The organism is Microvirga guangxiensis (assembly GCF_900102135.1).
Classification (GTDB): domain Bacteria; phylum Pseudomonadota; class Alphaproteobacteria; order Rhizobiales; family Beijerinckiaceae; genus Microvirga; species Microvirga guangxiensis.
In genome coordinates this window covers 53,861-73,320 of the sequence record NZ_FMVJ01000016.1, presented here as the reverse complement: position 1 = coordinate 73,320, position 19,460 = coordinate 53,861, and the positions used below count along the sequence as shown (strand labels likewise).

The window sequence follows — 19,460 nt, the reverse complement described above, 5'->3', positions numbered from 1 at the left end:
CGGATCTTATCGGAAAACGCATAAACCTTAAAACGGAAACGGCCGCAGGCCCTTATCCTGGGAGCCTGCGGCCGGATCGAAGCCTCAGCTTACATCGGGCACTTGGAGTCCGACATGTAGTCGTGGACCTTGATGGCGCCGGACTTGATGTCGGCGGCGGCCTTGTCGGCGGCGGCCTTCATGTCGGCGGTGATCAGCGACTTGTTGTTGTCGTCGAGAGCCCAGGCCACGCCATCCTCGGCTAGGCCGAGAACCGAGACGCCGGCCTTGAAGGTGTTCTTCTTGGCCTGGTCGAAGGCGTTGTAGGTGGCCACGTCCACGCGCTTGACCATGGAGGTCAGCATCTTGCCCGGATGCAGGCCGTTCTGGTTGGAGTCGACGCCAATGCCGAGCTTGCCTGCGTCAACGGTGGCGCGCATCACGCCGATGCCCGTGCCGCCGGCCGCATGATAGACCACGTCCGCACCGCGGGAGATCTGGCCCTTGGCGAGTTCGCCGCCCTTCACAGGGTCGTTCCAGGCAGCACCCGTGGTGCCGGTCATGTTCTGGAACACCTCGGCGTCCTTGTTGGCGTACTTGACGCCCTGGACGTAGCCGCAGGCGAACTTGCGGATGAGCGGGATGTCCATGCCGCCCACGAAGCCCACCTTGCCGGACTTGGAGGCCTTGGCGGCCAGAAGGCCGACCAGGAACGAGCCCTCGTGCTCCTTGAACACGACGGACTGCACGTTCGGCTTCTCGACCACGGCATCGATGATGGCGAACTTGGTGTTCGGAAACTCCTCGGCCACCTTCTTCAGCGCGGTTTCCTGAGAGAAGCCAACGGCCACGATCGGCGAGAAGCCGTCGCGGGCGAAGCGGCGCAGGGCCTGCTCGCGCTGGGCGTCGTTCTGGGGTTCGAAGTCGCGGTATTCGGTGCCCGTATCCTTCTTGAACTTCTCGGCGCCCGTATAGACGCCCTCGTTGAAGGATTTGTCGAATTTGCCGCCCAGATCATAGACGATGGCGGGCTTGAAGGCCGCCTGCTGCGCGAAGGCAGCCGTGGCGGAGAAGGCGAGGCCCGCGAGCGCGAGGCCGAACTTGGTGATTGTCATCGGCATTGTTCCCTGTCTGACGCCGGATTGGTTCCGGTTGCCCCTTGACGATGGCATGGGAAGGGTCATGACGCCAAGGTCCCTGTCAAGCGGGATGTTATTTTCATTCAGGGGATAGTTGATACCTAAACCCTTGGCCTTAAGGTCGCACCATGGCTCTGAATCCGGATGAAATCGACCGCTACGCCCGCCACCTGGTCCTGAGAGACGTTGGGGGACCGGGACAATCGAGGCTCAAGGCCGCTCGCGTGCTCGTGATCGGCGCCGGGGGTCTGGGCGCGCCCCTGATCCAATACCTGACGGCTGCGGGCGTGGGCACCATCGGCCTCGTCGACAACGACGTGGTGTCCCTGTCCAACCTGCAGCGTCAGGTGATTCATGGAACCCCCGACATCGGGCTGCTGAAGGTGGAAAGCGCAGCCAGGGCCATGCTGCGCCTCAACCCTCACGTTAGGGCAGAAGCCCATGACCTGCGCGTGACCCCGGACAATGCCCGGGAACTGATCGCCCGCTACGACATCGTCGCCGACGGGTCGGACAATTTCGACACCCGTTATGCGGTCTCGGATGCCTGCTTTTACGAAAAAAAGCCCCTGGTGACGGCCGCCCTGGGCCAGTTCGATGGATACCTGACCACGATTCGCGCCCATGAAACCGGACCGGATGGCAGGCCGAACCCCACCTATCGCTGCCTGTTCCCCTCCCCACCTCCGCCGGGCGCGGTCCCTACCTGTGCTGAGGCCGGGATCATCGGGGCTTTGGCCGGGGTGATGGGGAGCCTGATGGCGATGGAAGTGACCCGCGAGATCGTGGGCTTCGGGGAGAGCCTCGTCGGGAGGCTCCTGATGGTCGATGCGCGGGGGATGCGCTTCGACACGGTCCGCTACGGATGGGATGAAGGGAACCCGCTGAATGGCCGCTCTGCGGCGTCGTCCCGGACGGAGCGCAGCGAAGATCCGGGATCGCCTGGAAAGTTCGCGGATGGCTGAGGCCTTTTACGTCTACATTCTGGCGACGCGAAAGGACGGCCCGCTTTATGTCGGAGTCACAAGCGACCTGCATAAACGGGTGTTCGAGCACAAGACCCATGCCATTCCGGGCTTTACGGCTCGATACAATGTGGATCGGCTAGTTTACTTTGAGGTTTTTGAGAACCCAGAGGCCGCGATTGCCCGCGAGAAACAACTCAAGAAATGGTGGCGGGCGTGGAAGGTCGAGCTGATCGAGCGCGAGAATCCGGAATGGCGAGATTTGGCGGAAGAGTTTGTGCCTTAATCCCAAGCAGTCATCCCGGACGCGGCAAGGCCGCGATCCGGGATCGTAAGACGAGTATAGCGCCTTATTCTGAGGACGATCCCGGGTTCCGCTTTGCGGCCCCGGGATGACGAGTTGGTTACGACCGCAGCACCGCCCCGGTCTTCTTCGACACTTCCGCGACGATCTTGGCTGACACAGCCTCGATCTCCACGTCGGTGAGCGTCTTTTCCGTCGGCTGGAGGGTGACGGCGATCGCGACGGACTTCTTGTCCGGGTCGATGCCCGTGCCCTCGTAGATGTCGAACACGTCGACGCCCACGATCAGCTGACGCTCGGCGCCCTGAGCGGCTTTTACGATGTCGCCTGCCGCCACATCGCGACCGACCACGAAGGCGAAATCGCGGGTGAGCGGCTGGAAATCGGGCAGCGAGAGCTTCGGCTTCATCTTGGTGGGCTTCGCCTTGGGCGGCGGGAGCGCATCGAGATTGAGCTCGAAGGCGACCAGCGGACCCTTCAGGTCGAGCGCCTTCAGGATCTTCGGGTGCACCTCGCCGAACGCGCCGACGATGTTCTTGGGGCCGAATTGCAGCGTGCCCGAACGGCCGGGATGGAACCAGGCCGGGCCACCGGCGACGATCTGCAGACCACCAGCCGGAATGCCGAGGGCCGCCAGAAGCGCCAGCACATCCGCCTTGGCATCGAACGCATCGACGCTCTCGGCGCCGCCATTCCAGTGACGCCCCACGCCCTCGGCACGCGCCGTTCCGCGACGCACGGCGGCAGCCTTGATCGACTGGCCCTCCGGCTCATCGGAGGCGAAGGTCTGGCCGACCTCGAAGAGTGCCACATCGCCGAGCCCGCGATCCGCATTGCGCTGGGCCGCCTTCAGGAGGCCCGGCAACAGGGACGGACGCATGTCGGAGAGTTCCGCCGCAATCGGGTTGGCGAGCGCAAGGCGCGCATCGCCTCCGCCGAAGAGTTCGGCCTCGTCCTTCGAGATGAACGACCACGTGACGGCCTCCACCAATCCACGCACGGCCAGCGAACGGCGCGAGAGGCGCGTGCGCTTCTGGATGAGCGTGAGGATCGGCTTTGCGACAATCGCCTCGAGACGCGGCAGCGGTTGCGGCTCGATGCGGTCGACACCAGCGATGCGGATCACCTCTTCGACGAGATCCGCCTTGCCCTCGATGTCGGGACGCCAGGACGGCGGCGTGACCTTCACGCGCTCGCCCGAGCCCTGAACCTCGAAGCCGAGCTTCTTGAGGATCTCTTCCGATTCAGCAGGCTTCACGTCGAGGCCCGTCAGGCGCGGCACTTCCGAATACGGGAAGTCGATGACGCGCGTGGTGTCAGGAACCTGACCGGCCACAACGGCTTCGCTCGCCTCGCCGCCACAGAGGTCGATCACCATCTTGGTCGCGAGATCGAGTCCCGGCACCGTGAAGGCCGGATCGATGCCGCGCTCGAAGCGGTAGCGTGCATCGGTGATGATGCCGTGCTTGCGGCCGGTCTGCGCTATGTTCAGCGGATCCCAGAGCGCGGATTCGATGAGCACATCGGTGGTGCTCTCATCCGAACCCGAATGCTCGCCGCCCATGATGCCGGCGATGGATTCGACGCCGTTCTCATCGGCGATCACCACCGCGCCTGCATCGAGCTTGTAGGTGCGTCCGTCGAGCGCCAGCACCTCCTCGCCATCCTTCGCGCGGCGAACGGTGAGATTGCCCTTCACCTTCTTGGCGTCGAACACGTGCAGCGGACGGCCACGGTCGAAGGTGATGTAGTTGGTGATGTCGACGAGCGCGTTGATCGGGCGCAGGCCGATGGACAGCAGACGACGCTGCATCCATTCCGGCGACGGGCCGTTCTTCACGCCGCGCACGAGGCGAAGCGCGAAGGTCGGGCAGAGCTTCGCATCCTCGCCCGAGAAATCGAGCGTCACGGAAACCGGGCACGCGCCCTTGCCCTGAATGGCGGGAACGTCGCCGCCCTTCAGCGTGCCCAGACCCGCTGCCGCGAGATCGCGAGCGATGCCGAAGATCGAGGTGCAATCAGGACGGTTCGGCGTGAGGTTGATCTCGATCACCGGATCGTCGAGGCCTGCATACGCCGCATAAGCCACGCCTACCGGAGCATCTTCGGGAAGCTCGATGATACCGTCGTGATCGTCGGAGATTTCAAGTTCTGCCGCCGAGCACAGCATGCCCGCGCTCTCGACGCCGCGAATATTGCCGACGCCAAGCGTGATGTTCTTGCCCGGGACATAGGTGCCGGGAGGCGCGAACACGCTCTTCATGCCGGTGCGCGCATTGGGGGCGCCGCAGACGACCTGAATGGGCTTGCCGTCGCCGGTGTCGACCATGCACACGCGAAGCCGATCCGCATTGGGGTGCTGCTCGGCGGAGATCACATAGGCGTTGATGTAGGCGCCAAGCGTCTTCGCCTTGTCCTCGACGCCTTCGACCTCGAGGCCGATGCGCGTGAGCGTCTCCACGATCTCGTCGAGAGACGCGGTGGTCTCAAGATGATCCTTGAGCCAGGAGAGGGTGAATTTCATGATTGCTCTCCTTTACGCAGTCAGGCCGCCGACGAGGGACGGAATGTCGAGCGGGCGGAAGCCGTAATGGTTCAGCCAGCGGACATCGGCCTCGAAGAACGGACGCAGGTCCGGCATGCCGTATTTCAGCATCGCGATGCGGTCGATGCCCATGCCCCAGGCGAAGCCCTGGTACTCGTCCGGGTCGATGCCGCAATTGCGCAGCACGTTCGGATGCACCATGCCGCAGCCGAGAATTTCGAGCCAGTCGGTGCCCTCGCCGAAGCGGATCTCGCCGCCCTTGCGCGAGCACTGGATGTCGACTTCGGCCGACGGCTCCGTGAAGGGGAAGAACGACGGGCGGAAGCGCATCTTCACCTGATCGACCTCGAAGAACGCCTTGCAGAACTCTTCGAGAATCCACTTCAGGTGCGCGATGTTGGCCTGCTTGTCGATGACGAGGCCTTCCACTTGATGGAACATCGGCGTGTGCGTCTGGTCCGAGTCGTGGCGATAGGTGCGGCCCGGAATGATGACGCGGATCGGCGGCGCCTTGGAGGTCATGGTACGGACCTGCACCGGCGAGGTGTGCGTGCGCAGCAGCTTGCGCTCGCCCTTCTCGTCAGGGGCGAGGAAGAAGGTGTCGTGCATCTCGCGGGCCGGGTGGCCGACGGGGAAGTTCAGTGCCGTGAAGTTGAGATAATCCGTCTCGATATCCGGCCCCTCGGCCACGGAGAAGCCCATGTCGGCGAAGATCGCCGTGAGTTCCTCGATCACCTGGCTGATGGGGTGGATGCGGCCGCGCGACTCCGGCGCTTCCTGCACGGGCAGCGTCACGTCGATGCGCTCGGCGGAAAGGCGCGCGCTCAGAGCGGCCTCGGCGAGCGTCTCCTTCTTGGCGGCAATCGCGCCCTGCACCTTGTCGCGCAGGCCGTTGATGAGGGGGCCGCGCTCCTTCCGCTCCTCCGGCGTCATGGCGCCGAGGGTTTTCAGCAGTTCGGAGACGGAGCCCTTCTTGCCGAGCGCGGAAACGCGCACGGATTCGAGAGCCGCTTCATCGCCGGCGGCATCGACCTGGGAAAGCAGGTCACGTTCGAGTTGATTGAGATCGGTCATCGGTCCCTTGCCAGATGCAAGCGCTTGAGTGTGGCGCGGCGCGGGAACCGTGAAGTCGTCCGAGCCGCGTGGTCGCAACCGACAGCGATCAGCCGTCAGCGCGGATGGTCTCGGAGAAGGGGGAGTAAGGCGGTGCGGCTGAACGAGCCAGCCGCACCGAAGCTAGTCTATCCGGCTTAGGCGGCCTGCTGAGACAGGGCAGCCTTGGCGCGCTCCACATAGGCAGCGAAAGCTGCCGGCTCGTGGATGGCCAGCTCGGACAGGACCTTGCGATCGACCTCGATCCCAGCCTTGCCGAGACCGTCGATAAATCGGGAATAGGTCATATCATGCATGCGCACGGCAGCGTTGAGACGCTGGATCCAGAGAGCGCGGAAAGTGCGCTTCTTGTTGCGACGATCGCGAGTAGCATACTGCATGCTCTTCTCGACCGCCTGCTTGGCGATGCGGATTGTGTTCTTGCGGCGGCCGTAGAAACCTTTGGCGGCCTTAAAAACCTTCTTGTGCTTGGCGTGGGCGGTAACGCCCCGTTTGACGCGGGCCATGGAAAAACTCCTTCAAAATCCGGGATGTGTTGGGAAGACCGCCTTAGCCGTTCGGCAGGAAGTACTTCTTCACGTTGTAGGCGTCGCCCTCGAACATCGTCGTGGTGCCGCGCAGGTTGCGGATCTGCTTGTTGGTCCGCTTGATCATCCCGTGGCGCTTGCCGGCCTGGGCGTAAACGACCTTGCCGGTGCCAGTGATCTTGAAGCGCTTCTTCGCGCCCGATTTCGTCTTCAGCTTGGGCATTTGGCTCTCCTTTGGTCAGGCCTCCGGAGCAGCTTTCACCGCTCCTCGGCCCATTCATTGCTACTGTGAGCAAAACGAACCGCCACGGCAGCCCTAACAGCCGGGCGGTTCGATGAAGGGGGGCTTATGGCAGAAGGTCCTTCAAAAAGCAATGGCCGCCGGAACCCCGACGGCCATGAATCTTGCTTGAGGCGGAGTCCTTTAGCGGGGCGCCAGCACCATGACGACCTGACGGCCCTCGAAGTTCGGCTCCATCTCGACCTTGGCGATATCGCCCACATCGGCCTTCACCCGGTCGAGAACCTTCAGACCGAGGGACTGGTGCGCCATTTCGCGTCCGCGGAAGCGCAGGGTGATCTTCACCTTGTTGCCTTCCTCGAAGAAGCCCTTCATGGCCTTCATCTTCACGTCGTAATCGTGATCGTCGATGCCCGGGCGCAGCTTGATTTCCTTGACCTCGACGGTCTTCTGCTTCTTGCGCGCCTCGGCGGCCTTCTTCTGTTCCAGGAAGCGGAATTTGCCGTAATCGAGGATCTTGCAGACCGGAGGTGTCGCGTTCGGCGAGATTTCTACCAGGTCGAGGCCTGCATCTTCCGCGATGCGCAGGGCATCGAAGAAGGCCATGACGCCCCGGTTCTGTCCGGTATCATCGATCAGCTGAACTTCGCGGACGCCGCGAATGTCTCGGTTTGCGCGCGGTCCGTCTTTCTGCGGCACCGGCATAGGTCTCATTGGTCGGCGAATGGCTCGTATCTCCTGTTTAAGGGCTCAGTTGAAGCGGGAGACTTTTCATGAAGCCTCTGCAGCATGCTCAACATTGCCGAGAATGATCTGACATTTCGCGCAAAAGCGCGGGAAGTCAACTTGTTCTGTGGGCTGACCAGCTATCCAGAAGGGCGGAATACACATTGAGCGTGCTCGAAACCATACGTTCGAGGGAAAAGTGGCGCTCCACATGGGCCCTCGCCCGGGTGCTCAAGGCGATTCTGGCGCTGGCGCCCAGGTTCAGGGCCTCCCCGACAGCCTCGGCGAGAGCCTCCGCGTCGCCCGCGGGCACCCGCCAGCCCGTCCGCTCCTGCGGCGGAACGGCGGGAGGGGCCAGAACCGTCTCCGGTACGGCTCCGAGATCGGACACCACCACGGGCGTTCCCATGGCCTGAGCCTCCACGGCCGAGCGGCCGAAGGCCTCCGGCTCCGTCGAGGGCACCGTGACCACCGCCGCCGCCAGGAAGGCCGCAGGCATGTCCGTGCAGTGACCGACCCGGCGCACGATGCCTTTCAGCTTCTTGGCTTCGATCAGACTTTCGATTTCCTTCACGTAGGAATCCCGTCCCTGCGGATCGCCCGCCAGGATGTAAGCCACATCGCTCATCCCGGCATCGCGCAGGCGGGCTGCCGCTTCGATGAGAACCTTCTGCCCCTTCCAACCCGTAAGCCGGGCCGCGAGGAGCACGACGCGCTCATGGGGCGCCACGCCCCAGGATTTGCGCAAGGCCTCGATTCGCTCCGGCGCCACGGCGGCGGGGGCGAATTTCAGGAAATCCGTGCCCCTGTAGATCACCCCGATCCGGTCGGCGGATTGAGGGTAATGGGAGCGGATCAGGTTGCTCGTATATTGCGAATTGGCGATGACCACGTCGCCCCGGGCCATGACCGAGTTATAAAGAACCTTCACCGAAGAGCGGCCGGCATAGCTGCCGTGATAGGTGGTCACGAAGGGGATGCCGAGGCTGCGCGCGGCACCCAAGCCCACCCAGGCAGGCGCACGGGAGCGGGCATGGATCAGCGACACCTGCTCCTTGTGGCAGATTCGGGCGAGCCTGCGCACATTGAGAACCATGGAGAAGGGGTTCTTCGTCGCCGCCGGGAAGGGAACCCAGATTCCGCCCTTGGCCTGGAGCTCACCCACGAGCCTCCCGCCTTCGGTGGCAACCAGAGCCCGGGCGCCCGCATTCACCAGCCCCTCGGCGATATCCACGGTGGTACGCTCCGCCCCACCCGCTTCAAGCTCGGGAACGATCTGCAGGATCGTCCGCCCTGCGAGCGGATGAGTGTGGGATGACGGGAAAGATGCTCCTCCGCCGGGTCGCGCTGAAAAACTCACCGATGTAAGAGCCTTCTCAAATGGAAATGACAGAATCGCTATAAACCCTTGCTTCAAAGCGGTTGAGGACAGGTTAACCATGCAGCAAAGCGTCACAGTCGGAACAGGTTTCGACGAGCGCCACATCGCGGTGATCAACCGGGAGGGCAAAGGCCCGCCGGTGGTGTGGATCGGCGGCTTCAAGTCCGACATGCGGGCCACGAAGGCGACAGCCATCGATTCCTGGGCAGAGACCCGGGGCCGCGCCTGCCTGCGTTTCGATTACAGCGGCCACGGCGAATCGGGCGGCGACTTCGAGCAGGGCACCATCTCTCGCTGGCTGGAAGAGGCGCTTGCCGTCATGGAGCGTTGTCTCACGGAGCGGCCCATTCTCGTGGGATCCTCCATGGGAGGCTGGATCTCCCTTCTGGCCGCGCGCCACCTGATGGAAAAGCGCCCTGCCCTTGCGCCTGCCGGCATCGTCCTGATCGCACCCGCCACAGACATGACGGAAAGGCTGATGTGGGACCGTTTCCCGGAGGATCTCCGGCGGTTGGTGGAGGAGACGGGCGTGTATTACCGCCCGTCCGCCTATTCGGAGGATCCCTACCCGATCACCAGGAAGCTGATCGAGGACGGGCGCCGGCATCTTCTGCTCGGCAAGCCGATCCGGACCGGCTGCCCCGTTCATATCCTGCAGGGCATGGAAGACCCGGACGTGCCGTGGAACCACGCGCTCGAACTGGTGGAGCACCTGCCGGGCGACAGCGTTTCGCTGACCCTCATCAAGGATGGCGATCACCGCCTCTCCCGAGACGAGGACCTGCAACGGCTGATCGCGGTTATCGAGGCGATTGCGTGAAAGCAGAGGGGTGAGCCTTAATGCAGGCTCACCGTCGTCAGGTCATGCGCCCAGGCATTGGCAACCGCAGCATCGCGGCTGTCGGTGAGCACGATGGGTTCGCCACTGGCGGAGAGAAGGGCATAAAGATCCATTCCGGGCTGCAGCTTGGGAGCCTGCGGGAAGAGCCGCGCCACATCGTCGGAGCGCAGGGGCTTCACATAGGCCATTTCGCCGAGGCCCAGATTGGCCAGTTCAGCCACACCCAGAGGCCGACCGGCAGGATGATTGGTGTTGTGGTTCATGGCCATCTCCTTATGCGGATGCTCCCGTCAAACCTTGTCCGAAGCGCTGATGTTGATCTTGCGGATGACCCGTTCCGGCTCGGGCCGGACGAGGTCGATCGACAACAGGCCATTGGACAGGTCCGCGCCCATCACCTCCATGCCGTCGACGAGGAGGAAGGTGCGCTGAAACTGACGGGCGGCAATGCCGCGATGAAGGAAGTGCCTGGTCTTGTCGTCGGACTGACGCCCCCGGATGACGAGCTGACTCTCTTCCAGGGTCACCTCGAGCTGATCCTGGGTAAAACCAGCGACAGCCAGGGTGATGCGCAGACGCTCGGGAGCGTGCTCGGTGCGAGGCAGACGCTCGATGTTGTAGGGAGGATAACCGTCCCCTGCTGCTTTTGCGACTCGGTCGAGCGCCTGCTCGATCTCATCGAAGCCTAACAGAAACGGATGCCCAAACGGCGACTGACGCGACATGTTCGAAGCCCAAGGTTAGAGGCACTTCGGTTAAATGTGAGCCCGCTCATGCGGCACCCACGCAGCCTTGTTTCAAAGCCGCTATCAGCAATATGGATATGGTTCCCGAGGGGATCAAGACCCTGGCCGAAGCCTTACCGAGGAGAGCGCCGGAAGGGTAAATGGTCGGCGCTACCCCGCAAGATCAAGTCGTTCACAGCCCATTCCGTCTTATGATCGGGCCGCAGCCCGACAGGAGCGACGCAATGGCCTGGATTGTGCAGCCCCGCTGGAGCAGCGGCGAAATCTACGAATCCTATGTCGGGCGCTGGAGCCGGCTGGTCGCCCGGGAGTTCATCCCCTGGCTCGGCGCTCCCCCGGGCCTCGACTGGCTCGACGTAGGCTGCGGCACCGGCATGCTCACCCAGGCGATTGCCGAGCAATGCATCCCTGAGAGGCTTGCCGGGATCGACGCGTCGGGGGGCTTTCTCGAGGTGGCGCGCCAACGGTTGAGCGGCACCGCCGCCGAACTTCAGGAGGCCGATGCGCAGGATCTGCCCTTCACGGCCGACGAGTTCGATCGGGTGGTCTCCGGCCTCATGCTGAACTTCGTGCCCGACAAGGAGAAGGCAGCGGCCGAGATGGCGCGCGTGGCTCGCTCCGGTGGCGAGGTGGCGCTCTATGTCTGGGACTATACCGGCAAGATGGAGATGATGCGCCGGTTCTGGGACGCAGCAGCCGAGCTGAACCCCTATGCCCGGGAGTTGCAGGACAGCTGGCATGCCTCGTTCTGCCAGCCGGAACCGCTTCAAACGCTTCTGGAGAAAGTGGGCTTGAGGAATACCGATGTCCGCGCCATCGACGTGCCCACCGTTTTCCGCGATTTCGACGATTACTGGACGCCGTTCCTCGCAGGCCAGTCGCCGGCGCCGGCCTATTGCATGTCCCTGAGCGAGGAGGAGCGCGCCCATCTCAGGGAGAGGCTGCGCGAGACGCTTCCCACGCAACCGGATGGCAGCATTCCTCTGACAGCCCGCGCCTGGGCCGTCAGAGGCAGCAAGCCTTGAGCGTCAGGCCTGCGTCTTCCACCAGGCAACCTGCTCGGCCACACGCACCGGTGAAGTTCCGCCGAAGCTCGTACGGGAGCGGACGGAGTTCTCGACGCTCAGCACATCGAAGATGCCCTTGTGAATGCGGGGCTCCACGCCCTGCATGATTTCCAGCGGCAGCTCTTCCAGAGTGCAGCCGCGCTGCTCGGCCTCGGAAACGATGCGGCCCGTCACATGATGCGCATCGCGGAACGGGATCCCGAGATCGCGCACGAGCCAGTCGGCGAGGTCGGTGGCCGTGGAGAAACCGGCTCCGGCCACCGCCGCCATGCGCTCCGGCACGGGCTCGAGATCCTCGATCATGCCGGTCATGGCGGCGAGCACGATCTCGATGCTGTCGGCTGCATCGAAGACCTGCTCCTTGTCCTCCTGCATGTCCTTCGAATAGGTCAGCGGGAGCCCCTTCATCATGGTCAGCACGGCCATCAGCGAGCCGAATATGCGGCCGGACTTGCCGCGCACCAGCTCCGCCGCGTCGGGGTTGCGCTTCTGCGGCATCATGCTGGAGCCGGTGGTCCAGCGGTCGGGAAGCTTCACGAAGCCGAAGGGCGCCGACATCCAGATGATGATCTCTTCGGCGAGCCGCGACAGGTGCACGGCGCAGATCGACGCTGCCGACATGAATTCCAGCAGGCTGTCGCGATCCGAGACTGAATCGAGGGAGTTGCGCGTGGGGCCGTCGAAGCCCAGCGCCTTCGCCGTCATGTGCCTGTCGATGGGGAAGGACGTGCCGGCAAGGGCGCCCGCGCCGAGCGGGCATTCATTGAGGCGCTTGCGGGAATCGCGGATGCGGCTGCGGTCGCGGCCGAACATCTCCACATAGGCCATAAGGTGATGGCCGAAGGTCACCGGCTGGGCGCTCTGCAGATGGGTGAAGCCGGGCATGACGGTCGCCACGTTCTTCTCGGCTTTTGCAAGCAGCGCCTTGATGAGACGGGTGAGCTGCTCGTCCGTCCGGTCATGGGCATCGCGCATCCACAGGCGGATGTCGACGGCGACCTGATCGTTGCGGCTGCGGGCCGTATGCAGGCGCGCCGCGGGATCGCCCACGATCTCCCGAAGGCGACTCTCCACATTCATGTGAATGTCTTCCAGAGCCTTGGAATAGGTGAAGCCCCCGGATTCGATCTCGCCCAGCACCCGCTGCAATCCCTGATGGATCGCATCGCGGTCGCTCTCGGCGATGATGCCCTGCTTGGCGAGCATGGCGCTGTGGGCGATGGAGCCCTGGATGTCCTGGGCGTAGAGGCGCTGGTCGAAATCGATGGAAGCGTTGATCGCCTCCATGAGCGCGCTCGGCGAGGACGAGAAACGCCCTCCCCACATGGTGTTGGCACCGGACTTCTTGGCTTCTTCGGACACTGTGTTTCACCCGGGTTTCAAGATCTGCAAGCCTTTGCCACAGGTCACCCACCAAGGCAAAGGCGTAACAAGGCTGCGCGAGGATTAAGCACATTGCGCAATGTTTGCCAGTTTAAAACCAGTTGCTAGACTCGACAGAGCCAATGTGATTTGCATTCATACGCTTGGCTTAAAAAGGGCGCAGCCGGCGCCACAAGGGAACTGGCCTATGAAACGACTTCCGAAATTCCTCCTATCCGCCGCGATGGTCGCCACCATGGCAACCTCGTTTTCTGCCGTTAAGGCAGCAACGCCTCCGGACACCCTGGTCCAGGCCTGGCAGATGGACGACATCATCACGCTCGATCCTGCCGAGGTCTTCGAGTTCACGGCTTCCGAGCTTCTGGGCAACACCTATGAGCGCTTGATCGCCTACGATTACAAGGACGTGTCCAAGCTCTATGGCGAGGTCGCCGAATCCTGGACGGTCTCTCCCGACGGCAAGACTTTCACGTTCAAGATCCGCCAGGGCAAGAAATTCGCCTCCGGCAACCCGCTGACGGCCGAGGACGCCGTGTACTCGCTCCAGCGCGCCGTGATCCTCGACAAGTCGCCGGCCTTCATCCTCGGCCAGTTCGGCTTCACGAAGGACAACGTGAAGGACAAGATCAAGCAGACCGGCCCTTACGAGTTCACCATGGAGCTCGACAAGGCCTATGCGCCGACCTTCGTCCTGTACTGCATGACCTCCAGCGTCGCGTCGGTCGTCGACAAGAAGCTCGTCATGCAGAACGAGAAAGACGGCGACATGGGCTACAACTGGCTGAAGACCAAGTATGCCGGTTCCGGTCCCTTCTCGATCCGCGACTGGAAGGCGAACGAAGTCGTCGTGCTGGAGCGCAATCCGAACTACGACAAGAAGGCGCCGCTTGCCCGCGTCATCTATCGCCACATCAAGGAAACGGCTACGCAGCGCCTGATGCTTGAGAAGGGCGATGTGGACATCGCACGCAACCTGAACCCGGAAGAGATCGAAGCCCTTTCGAAGAACCCGGACATCAAGGTCGATTCCGGCCCGAAGGGCGGCCTCTGGTATCTCGGCCTGAACCAGAAGAACCCGAACCTGGCGAAGCCCGAAGTTCGCAAGGCGCTCAAGTATCTCGTGGATTACGCGGCCATCGCCGACACGATCATGAAGCACAAGGGCACCGTCCATCAGGCCTTCCTGCCGAACGGCTTCCTGGGTGCGGTGAACGACAATCCCTACAAGCTCGATGTCGCCAAGGCGAAGGAACTGCTCGCGCAGGCCGGCCTGAAGGACGGCTTCACCGTAACCATGGACACGCGTTCCACCGCTGACGTCACCGGCACGGCGCAGGCCATCCAGAACACCTTTGCTCAGGCAGGCGTGAAGCTCGAGATCATTCCGGGCGACGGCAAGCAGACCCTGACCAAGTACCGCGCCCGCCAGCACGATATCTATATCGGCCGCTGGGGTGCAGACTATCAGGACCCGAACACCAACGCCGACACGTTCGCTGCGAACGACGACAACTCGGACAACGCGAAGGCAAAGCCTCTTGCCTGGCGTAACGCATGGGATCCGGGCCCGCTCACGGCCAAGACCCGCGCTGCGGTTCTCGAGAAGGATGCCGAGAAGCGCGCCGCCATGTACAAGGAACTGCAGCAGGCTGTTATGGACGATGGCCCGTTCATCATCTACCTGCAGGAAATCGAAGTCGCAGCTCAGCGCAAGAACGTCGATGGCTTCATCATCGGCCCGTCCTTCGACACCAACAGTGTGGCACAAGCCAAGAAGAACTAATTTCTAAATGGCATCATCAATCGCGAACGGAAGCGGAGGGCACGAAGCCCTCCGCTTCTATCTTACAAAGATCGTTCAATTTGCTCTCGTGCTGGCGACGACCCTTCTCGGGCTTGTTGCCGTCACCTTCCTGATCGGCCGTGTGGTTCCCATCGATCCTGTCATCGCCATCGTCGGCGACAGGGCGCCCGCGCATGTCTACGAGCGTGCCCGCCAGGAACTCGGCCTCGATTTGCCTCTCATCCAGCAATTCTGGATCTACCTGAAGAAAGCCGTCAGCGGCGATTTCGGCAATTCGGTTCTCACCACCAATCCGGTGCTGACGGATATCGCCAATGCCTTTCCGGCGACCTTCGAGCTGGCGACGCTGGGAACCCTCATCGGCGTGATCATCGGCATTCCGCTCGGCGTGCTCGCGGCTGTGAAGCGCGGCAGCCTTCTCGATCAGTTCGTCCGCTTCATCGGCCTTGCCGGCTATTCCATTCCGATTTTCTGGCTCGGCCTCATGGGCCTGCTGCTCTTCTATGCCAAGCTCGGCTGGGTTGCAGGACCGGGGCGCATCGACGTCACCTATTCCTATCTTTATACGCCTGTCACAGGCATCGTTCTGCTCGATACCGCAATGCAGGGCCAGTGGGACGCGTTCTGGGACGCAGTCTCGCACATCATCCTGCCCGCTTCCCTGCTCGGCTATTTCTCGCTCGCCTATATCAGCCGCATGACACGTTCGTTCATGCTCAATGAACTCGCGCAGGAATATGTGATCGCAGCGCGGGTGAAGGGCTTGTCGGAGATGCGCGTGATCTGGAAGCACGCCCTGCGCAATGCAGCCGTGCCGCTGATAACGGTGATCGCATTGTCCTATGCGAACCTGCTCGAAGGCTCCGTGCTCACCGAGACGGTGTTCGCATGGCCGGGCCTTGGGCAATACATCACCAACTCCCTGCAGAACGCCGACATGAACGCCGTGCTGGGCGGAACGCTGGCGATCGGCACCGTATTCGTGCTGCTCAATCTCGTGTCCGACCTGCTTTATCGTCTGCTCGATCCGAGGACCCGCTGATGGCTGGCTCCCCCACTGTCTCCCAATCCGCCGGCCTTCGGGCATGGCTTCTGTCGTCGGAGCCCGGCTCGCGCTGGCAGGCGCGGCTCGGCCGCGCCTATCTCGGCTGGCGCTCATTCAGCAGGAACCCCCTGGCCGTCCTCGGCCTCGGCATCGTGATCCTGCTGATCTTCGTCGCCCTCTTCGCCGACTTCATCGCACCCTACTCCCCCATCGTCGGCGGCGACCTGCGCACGCAGCGCCTCCTGCCGCCGAGCGAAACCTATTGGCTCGGCACGGACGATCAGGCGCGCGACATCCTCTCGCGCATCATCTACGGCTCGCGCATCACGCTGTTCGTGATCGTGCTGGTGTCGATCATCGCCACGCCCATCGGGCTTCTGGTCGGAACCCTCTCAGGCTATCTCGGCGGCTGGGTTGATACGGTGCTCATGCGCATCACCGACATCTTCCTCGCCTTCCCGCGCCTCGTGCTGGCCCTGGCCTTCGTGGCCGCCCTCGGCCCAGGCATCGAGAACGCCGTCATCGCCATCGCGATCACTTCCTGGCCTCCCTATGCGCGTATCGCCCGCGCAGAGACGCTGATGATCCGCAACAGCGATTTCATCGCGGCCGTGAAGCTGCAGGGCGCGTCCACGCCGCGCATCATCTTCGGCCACGTAGTGCCGCTCTGCCTCTCGTCCGTCATCGTTCGCGTGACGCTCGACATGGCAGGCATCATCCTCACCGCCGCAGGCCTCGGCTTCCTCGGCCTCGGTGCGCAGCCGCCCTCCCCCGAATGGGGCGCCATGGTGGCGACGGGCCGCAACTACCTCATCGATCAGTGGTGGGTCGCCGCCATGCCCGGCATCGCCATCTTCGTGGTGAGCCTCGGCTTCAATCTTCTGGGCGACGGCCTGCGCGACGTTCTCGATCCGAAGGCAGCAAAATGACAAAGCCGCTTCTCGAAGTCGAAGACCTTCGCGTCCGCTTTCACCTGCGCACGGGCACCGTCGAGGCGGTGCGCGGCGTGTCGTTCCATCTCGGCCGCGAGCGGCTCGGCATCGTCGGCGAATCCGGTTCTGGCAAGTCGCAAACGGGCCGCGCCATTCTTGGCCTGACGCCGCCTCCCGGCGACGTCACCGCCAAGCGACTGAGCTTCGATGGCATAGACCTGCAAACCGCCTCGAAGCGTACGCTGCGCCAGTTGCGCGGGGGGCGCATCAGCATGGTGATGCAGGACCCAAAATACTCGCTGAACCCGGTCATGACCATCGGCGAGCAGATCATCGAGGCGTATCAGGCGCATAAGAAAGCGAGCAACGCGGAAGCCCGCGACAAGGCGCTCGCCATGCTCGAAGCCGTGAAGATGCGCGATCCGCAACGCGTATTCTCGCTCTATCCGCACGAGGTTTCGGGCGGCATGGGCCAGCGCGCGATGATCGCCATGATGCTCGTGACCGATCCCGATCTCCTCATCGCCGACGAGCCGACCTCGGCTCTCGACGTAACGGTGTCGATGGAGGTGCTGCGCATTCTCGATGAGCTCGTCTCCGAGCGCGGCATGGGCCTCATCTTCATCTCGCACGATCTGAAACTCGTCTCCTCCTTCTGCGACCGTGTGCTCGTCATGTATGCGGGCCGCGTGGTGGAGGAGCTGGAGGCGAAGAATCTGCGCGAGGCCAAGCACCCCTACACGCAAGGTCTGATGCGGTGCCTGCCGACGCTGAAAGACGACGTCCGCCCGCTTCCCACCCTGAACCGCGATCCTTCCTGGGCGCTCTGACCATGCTCGATATTCAGAACCTCAACGTCGTTTTCGGCACGGGCCGCCTCAGGGTCGAGGCCGTCAAGAACGTGAGCTTCACCGTGAAGCAGGGCGAGGCTTACGGCCTCGTCGGTGAATCCGGTTCCGGCAAGTCGACAGTGCTGCGCGCCATCTGCGGTCTTGCGCCGATCACCAGCGGACGCGTGATCGTGGACGGCAAGGAAGTGACCACGCCGCGGACCAAGGACTTCTACCGCACGGCGCAGATGGTCTTCCAGGATCCTTACGCCTCCCTGCATCCGCGCCACACGGTGGACCGTACGCTCTCGGAGCCGCTCGCGATCCATGGCGTAAAGGATGCGGAAGCGCGCATCCTGCAGGCGCTGAAGGAAGTCGGCCTCGGCCCCTCCTTCCGTTTCCGCTATCCGCACCAGCTCTCGGGCGGCCAGCGTCAGCGCATCGCCATCGCCCGCGCACTGATTCTGCGCCCGAAGGTTTTGCTGCTCGATGAGCCGACCTCGGCGCTCGATGCTTCCGTGCAGGCGGAAATCCTCAACCTCCTCGACGATCTGCGCCGCCAGCTGGGACTGACCTACATTCTGGTGAGCCACGATCTTGCCGTGGTGGCGCATCTCTGCGAGCGCCTGCTCGTCATGCGCCACGGCGAGGCGGTGGAGGAAACCCCATCCGACGCGCTGCGATCCGGCCTGGCGACGAACGAATATACTCAATCCCTGATTCAGGCGAGCCAGGGCTTCACCCGCAACTCCTCGTCCGCTGCAGCGTAAGGCTGCGGCTGACATTCCTGCTCTATTGAACTGGCTGAAAAACCATGTCGCGCTCTTCTCCGATGCCTGTTTTCGACGGACACAATGACGTTCTGCTGCGCCTCATGCGCGGAAAGATCCAGCCGGAGAAAGCCTTTCTCGAAGGCGACAATATCGGCCATCTCGATTGGCCCCGCATGAAGCAAGGCGGCATGTTCGGTGGATTCTTCGCCGTCTACGTGTCCTCGGAGGAAATGGGCATCGATATCGATGCGCTCATGGCCCGCCCGGAATACGACGTGCCGCTTCCGCCTATGCTGGATCTTGCACCAAGCCAGAAGGTGACGGTGCATATGGCTTCGATCCTCATCCGCATCGAGCGCGCCTCGAACGGCGAGGTGAAGATCTGCCGTTCGGCATCCGACATCCGTCACTGCCTGGACCACGGCAAGCTCGCAGCCATCCTTCACATCGAAGGGGCGGAAGGCATCGATCCCGATCTTCACATGCTGGACGTGCTCTACGAGAGCGGCCTGCGTTCCATCGGTCCCGTCTGGAGCCGTCCCAACATCTTCGGCCACGGCGTGCCCTTCCGCTATCCCTCGACACCGGATACGGGCCCCGGCCTCACCGACCGTGGGCGCGAGTTGGTGAAGACCTGCAACCGCCTGAAGATCATGGTCGACCTTTCGCACCTGAACGAGAAGGGCTTCTGGGACGTCGCCAAGCTGACGGATGCGCCTCTCGTCGCAACCCACTCCAACGCCCATGTGGTGTGCCCGCATTCGCGCAACCTGACCGACAAGCAGCTTGCCGCCATCCGCGAAAGCCGTGGCATGGTGGGCGTGAACTTCGCCACCTCGTTCATCCGCCCCGATGGGATGCGAAGCGACGACACGCCCCTGGAAGAGATGATCCGCCACATGGACCACCTGATCGAGCATGTGGGTGTGGACGGTGTGGGCTTCGGCTCAGACTTCGACGGCGCCACCATTCCCGCCGAGATCGGCGACGCGCGCGGCCTGCCGCGCCTCGTGGATGCCATGCGCAGACATGGCTACGATGAGGCGACCCTGCGCAAGCTCTGCTACGAGAACTGGATCAACGTTCTCGAGAGGACGTGGGGACGCTGAGGACATACGA

20 protein-coding genes are annotated in these 19,460 nt (G+C 63.1%); 10 read left to right on the top strand and 10 right to left on the bottom strand.

The window, feature by feature from the left end; genetic code table 11:
* Positions 1 to 89: 89 nt before the first annotated feature.
* Positions 90 to 1,094, bottom strand: a complete 1,005-nt coding sequence (locus BLP10_RS20595) for a BMP family lipoprotein (protein ID WP_091138947.1) — start codon at positions 1,092 to 1,094, stop codon at positions 90 to 92.
* 152 nt (positions 1,095 to 1,246) lie between these two features.
* Here BLP10_RS20595 and BLP10_RS20590 point away from each other — a divergent pair, with 152 nt between their 5' ends.
* Positions 1,247 to 2,083: a HesA/MoeB/ThiF family protein gene (locus tag BLP10_RS20590; protein ID WP_091138945.1), complete on the top strand. Its 837-nt coding sequence runs from the start codon at positions 1,247 to 1,249 to the stop codon at positions 2,081 to 2,083.
* Positions 2,076 to 2,369: a GIY-YIG nuclease family protein gene (locus BLP10_RS20585; RefSeq protein WP_091138943.1), complete on the top strand. Its 294-nt coding sequence runs from the start codon at positions 2,076 to 2,078 to the stop codon at positions 2,367 to 2,369. Before BLP10_RS20590 ends, BLP10_RS20585 begins: the two co-directional genes overlap by 8 nt.
* A gap of 118 nt (positions 2,370 to 2,487) precedes the next feature.
* Here BLP10_RS20585 and pheT read toward each other — a convergent pair whose 3' ends face one another.
* The 6 genes from pheT to BLP10_RS20555 all read right to left on the bottom strand — a co-directional run bounded on the left by pheT (position 2,488) and on the right by BLP10_RS20555 (position 8,899).
* Positions 2,488 to 4,911 carry a phenylalanine--tRNA ligase subunit beta gene (gene pheT / locus BLP10_RS20580; RefSeq protein ID WP_091138941.1) on the bottom strand — a complete coding sequence of 808 codons (2,424 nt, stop codon included), beginning with the start codon at positions 4,909 to 4,911 and terminating at the stop codon, positions 2,488 to 2,490.
* A 12-nt stretch (positions 4,912 to 4,923) separates the two neighbouring features.
* The gene (pheS, locus tag BLP10_RS20575) at positions 4,924 to 6,006 is read right to left on the bottom strand and encodes a phenylalanine--tRNA ligase subunit alpha (protein ID WP_091138938.1); all 1,083 of its coding nucleotides are present in this window, start codon (positions 6,004 to 6,006) and stop codon (positions 4,924 to 4,926) included.
* Between the two features lie 176 nt (positions 6,007 to 6,182).
* Positions 6,183 to 6,551: a 50S ribosomal protein L20 gene (gene rplT, locus BLP10_RS20570; protein WP_091138936.1), complete on the bottom strand. Its 369-nt coding sequence runs from the start codon at positions 6,549 to 6,551 to the stop codon at positions 6,183 to 6,185.
* A gap of 43 nt (positions 6,552 to 6,594) precedes the next feature.
* Positions 6,595 to 6,795 carry a 50S ribosomal protein L35 gene (rpmI, locus tag BLP10_RS20565; protein WP_091138934.1) on the bottom strand — a complete coding sequence of 67 codons (201 nt, stop codon included), beginning with the start codon at positions 6,793 to 6,795 and terminating at the stop codon, positions 6,595 to 6,597.
* A gap of 201 nt (positions 6,796 to 6,996) precedes the next feature.
* Positions 6,997 to 7,518, bottom strand: coding sequence for a translation initiation factor IF-3 (infC, locus tag BLP10_RS20560; protein WP_244510733.1), 522 nt, complete (start codon positions 7,516 to 7,518; stop codon positions 6,997 to 6,999).
* Between the two features lie 136 nt (positions 7,519 to 7,654).
* Positions 7,655 to 8,899 (bottom strand): glycosyltransferase family 4 protein, encoded by a 1,245-nt coding sequence (locus BLP10_RS20555; RefSeq protein ID WP_244510732.1) that lies wholly within the window; start codon positions 8,897 to 8,899, stop codon positions 7,655 to 7,657.
* A gap of 79 nt (positions 8,900 to 8,978) precedes the next feature.
* On the opposite strand from BLP10_RS20555, the gene BLP10_RS20550 reads away from it, so the two are divergent.
* Positions 8,979 to 9,740, top strand: coding sequence for an alpha/beta hydrolase (locus BLP10_RS20550; RefSeq protein ID WP_091138926.1), 762 nt, complete (start codon positions 8,979 to 8,981; stop codon positions 9,738 to 9,740).
* 17 nt (positions 9,741 to 9,757) lie between these two features.
* On the opposite strand, the gene BLP10_RS20545 is transcribed toward BLP10_RS20550, so the two are convergent.
* Entirely contained in the window at positions 9,758 to 10,024 is a 267-nt protein-coding gene (locus BLP10_RS20545) for a BQ00720 family protein (RefSeq protein WP_091139034.1), read from the bottom strand.
* Positions 10,025 to 10,051: 27 nt separating this feature from the next.
* Entirely contained in the window at positions 10,052 to 10,486 is a 435-nt protein-coding gene (locus BLP10_RS20540; RefSeq protein ID WP_091138924.1) for an Hsp20 family protein, read from the bottom strand.
* A 245-nt stretch (positions 10,487 to 10,731) separates the two neighbouring features.
* Between BLP10_RS20540 and BLP10_RS20535 the strand changes: the two genes are divergently transcribed.
* On the top strand, positions 10,732 to 11,532 hold the full coding sequence (locus tag BLP10_RS20535) for a class I SAM-dependent methyltransferase (RefSeq protein ID WP_091139032.1): 801 nt from the start codon (positions 10,732 to 10,734) through the stop codon (positions 11,530 to 11,532).
* Between the two features lie 3 nt (positions 11,533 to 11,535).
* Here BLP10_RS20535 and argH read toward each other — a convergent pair whose 3' ends face one another.
* The gene (argH, locus tag BLP10_RS20530) at positions 11,536 to 12,936 is read right to left on the bottom strand and encodes an argininosuccinate lyase (protein WP_425286970.1); all 1,401 of its coding nucleotides are present in this window, start codon (positions 12,934 to 12,936) and stop codon (positions 11,536 to 11,538) included.
* Between the two features lie 208 nt (positions 12,937 to 13,144).
* On the opposite strand from argH, the gene BLP10_RS20525 reads away from it, so the two are divergent.
* The 6 genes from BLP10_RS20525 to BLP10_RS20500 are packed head-to-tail and all read left to right on the top strand — an operon-like array spanning position 13,145 to position 19,450.
* On the top strand, positions 13,145 to 14,740 hold the full coding sequence (locus BLP10_RS20525) for an ABC transporter substrate-binding protein (protein ID WP_091138921.1): 1,596 nt from the start codon (positions 13,145 to 13,147) through the stop codon (positions 14,738 to 14,740).
* 7 nt (positions 14,741 to 14,747) lie between these two features.
* The gene (locus BLP10_RS20520; RefSeq protein ID WP_091138918.1) at positions 14,748 to 15,803 is read left to right on the top strand and encodes an ABC transporter permease; all 1,056 of its coding nucleotides are present in this window, start codon (positions 14,748 to 14,750) and stop codon (positions 15,801 to 15,803) included.
* The gene (locus tag BLP10_RS20515) at positions 15,803 to 16,735 is read left to right on the top strand and encodes an ABC transporter permease (RefSeq protein ID WP_091138915.1); all 933 of its coding nucleotides are present in this window, start codon (positions 15,803 to 15,805) and stop codon (positions 16,733 to 16,735) included. Before BLP10_RS20520 ends, BLP10_RS20515 begins: the two co-directional genes overlap by 1 nt.
* Positions 16,732 to 17,568 carry an ABC transporter ATP-binding protein gene (locus BLP10_RS20510; protein ID WP_091138913.1) on the top strand — a complete coding sequence of 279 codons (837 nt, stop codon included), beginning with the start codon at positions 16,732 to 16,734 and terminating at the stop codon, positions 17,566 to 17,568. The genes BLP10_RS20515 and BLP10_RS20510 overlap by 4 nt, the downstream gene beginning before the upstream one ends.
* A gap of 2 nt (positions 17,569 to 17,570) precedes the next feature.
* The gene (locus BLP10_RS20505; protein WP_091138910.1) at positions 17,571 to 18,338 is read left to right on the top strand and encodes an ABC transporter ATP-binding protein; all 768 of its coding nucleotides are present in this window, start codon (positions 17,571 to 17,573) and stop codon (positions 18,336 to 18,338) included.
* Positions 18,339 to 18,382: 44 nt separating this feature from the next.
* Positions 18,383 to 19,450, top strand: a complete 1,068-nt coding sequence (locus BLP10_RS20500; protein ID WP_091138908.1) for a dipeptidase — start codon at positions 18,383 to 18,385, stop codon at positions 19,448 to 19,450.
* The last annotated feature ends 10 nt before the right edge of the window (positions 19,451 to 19,460 follow it).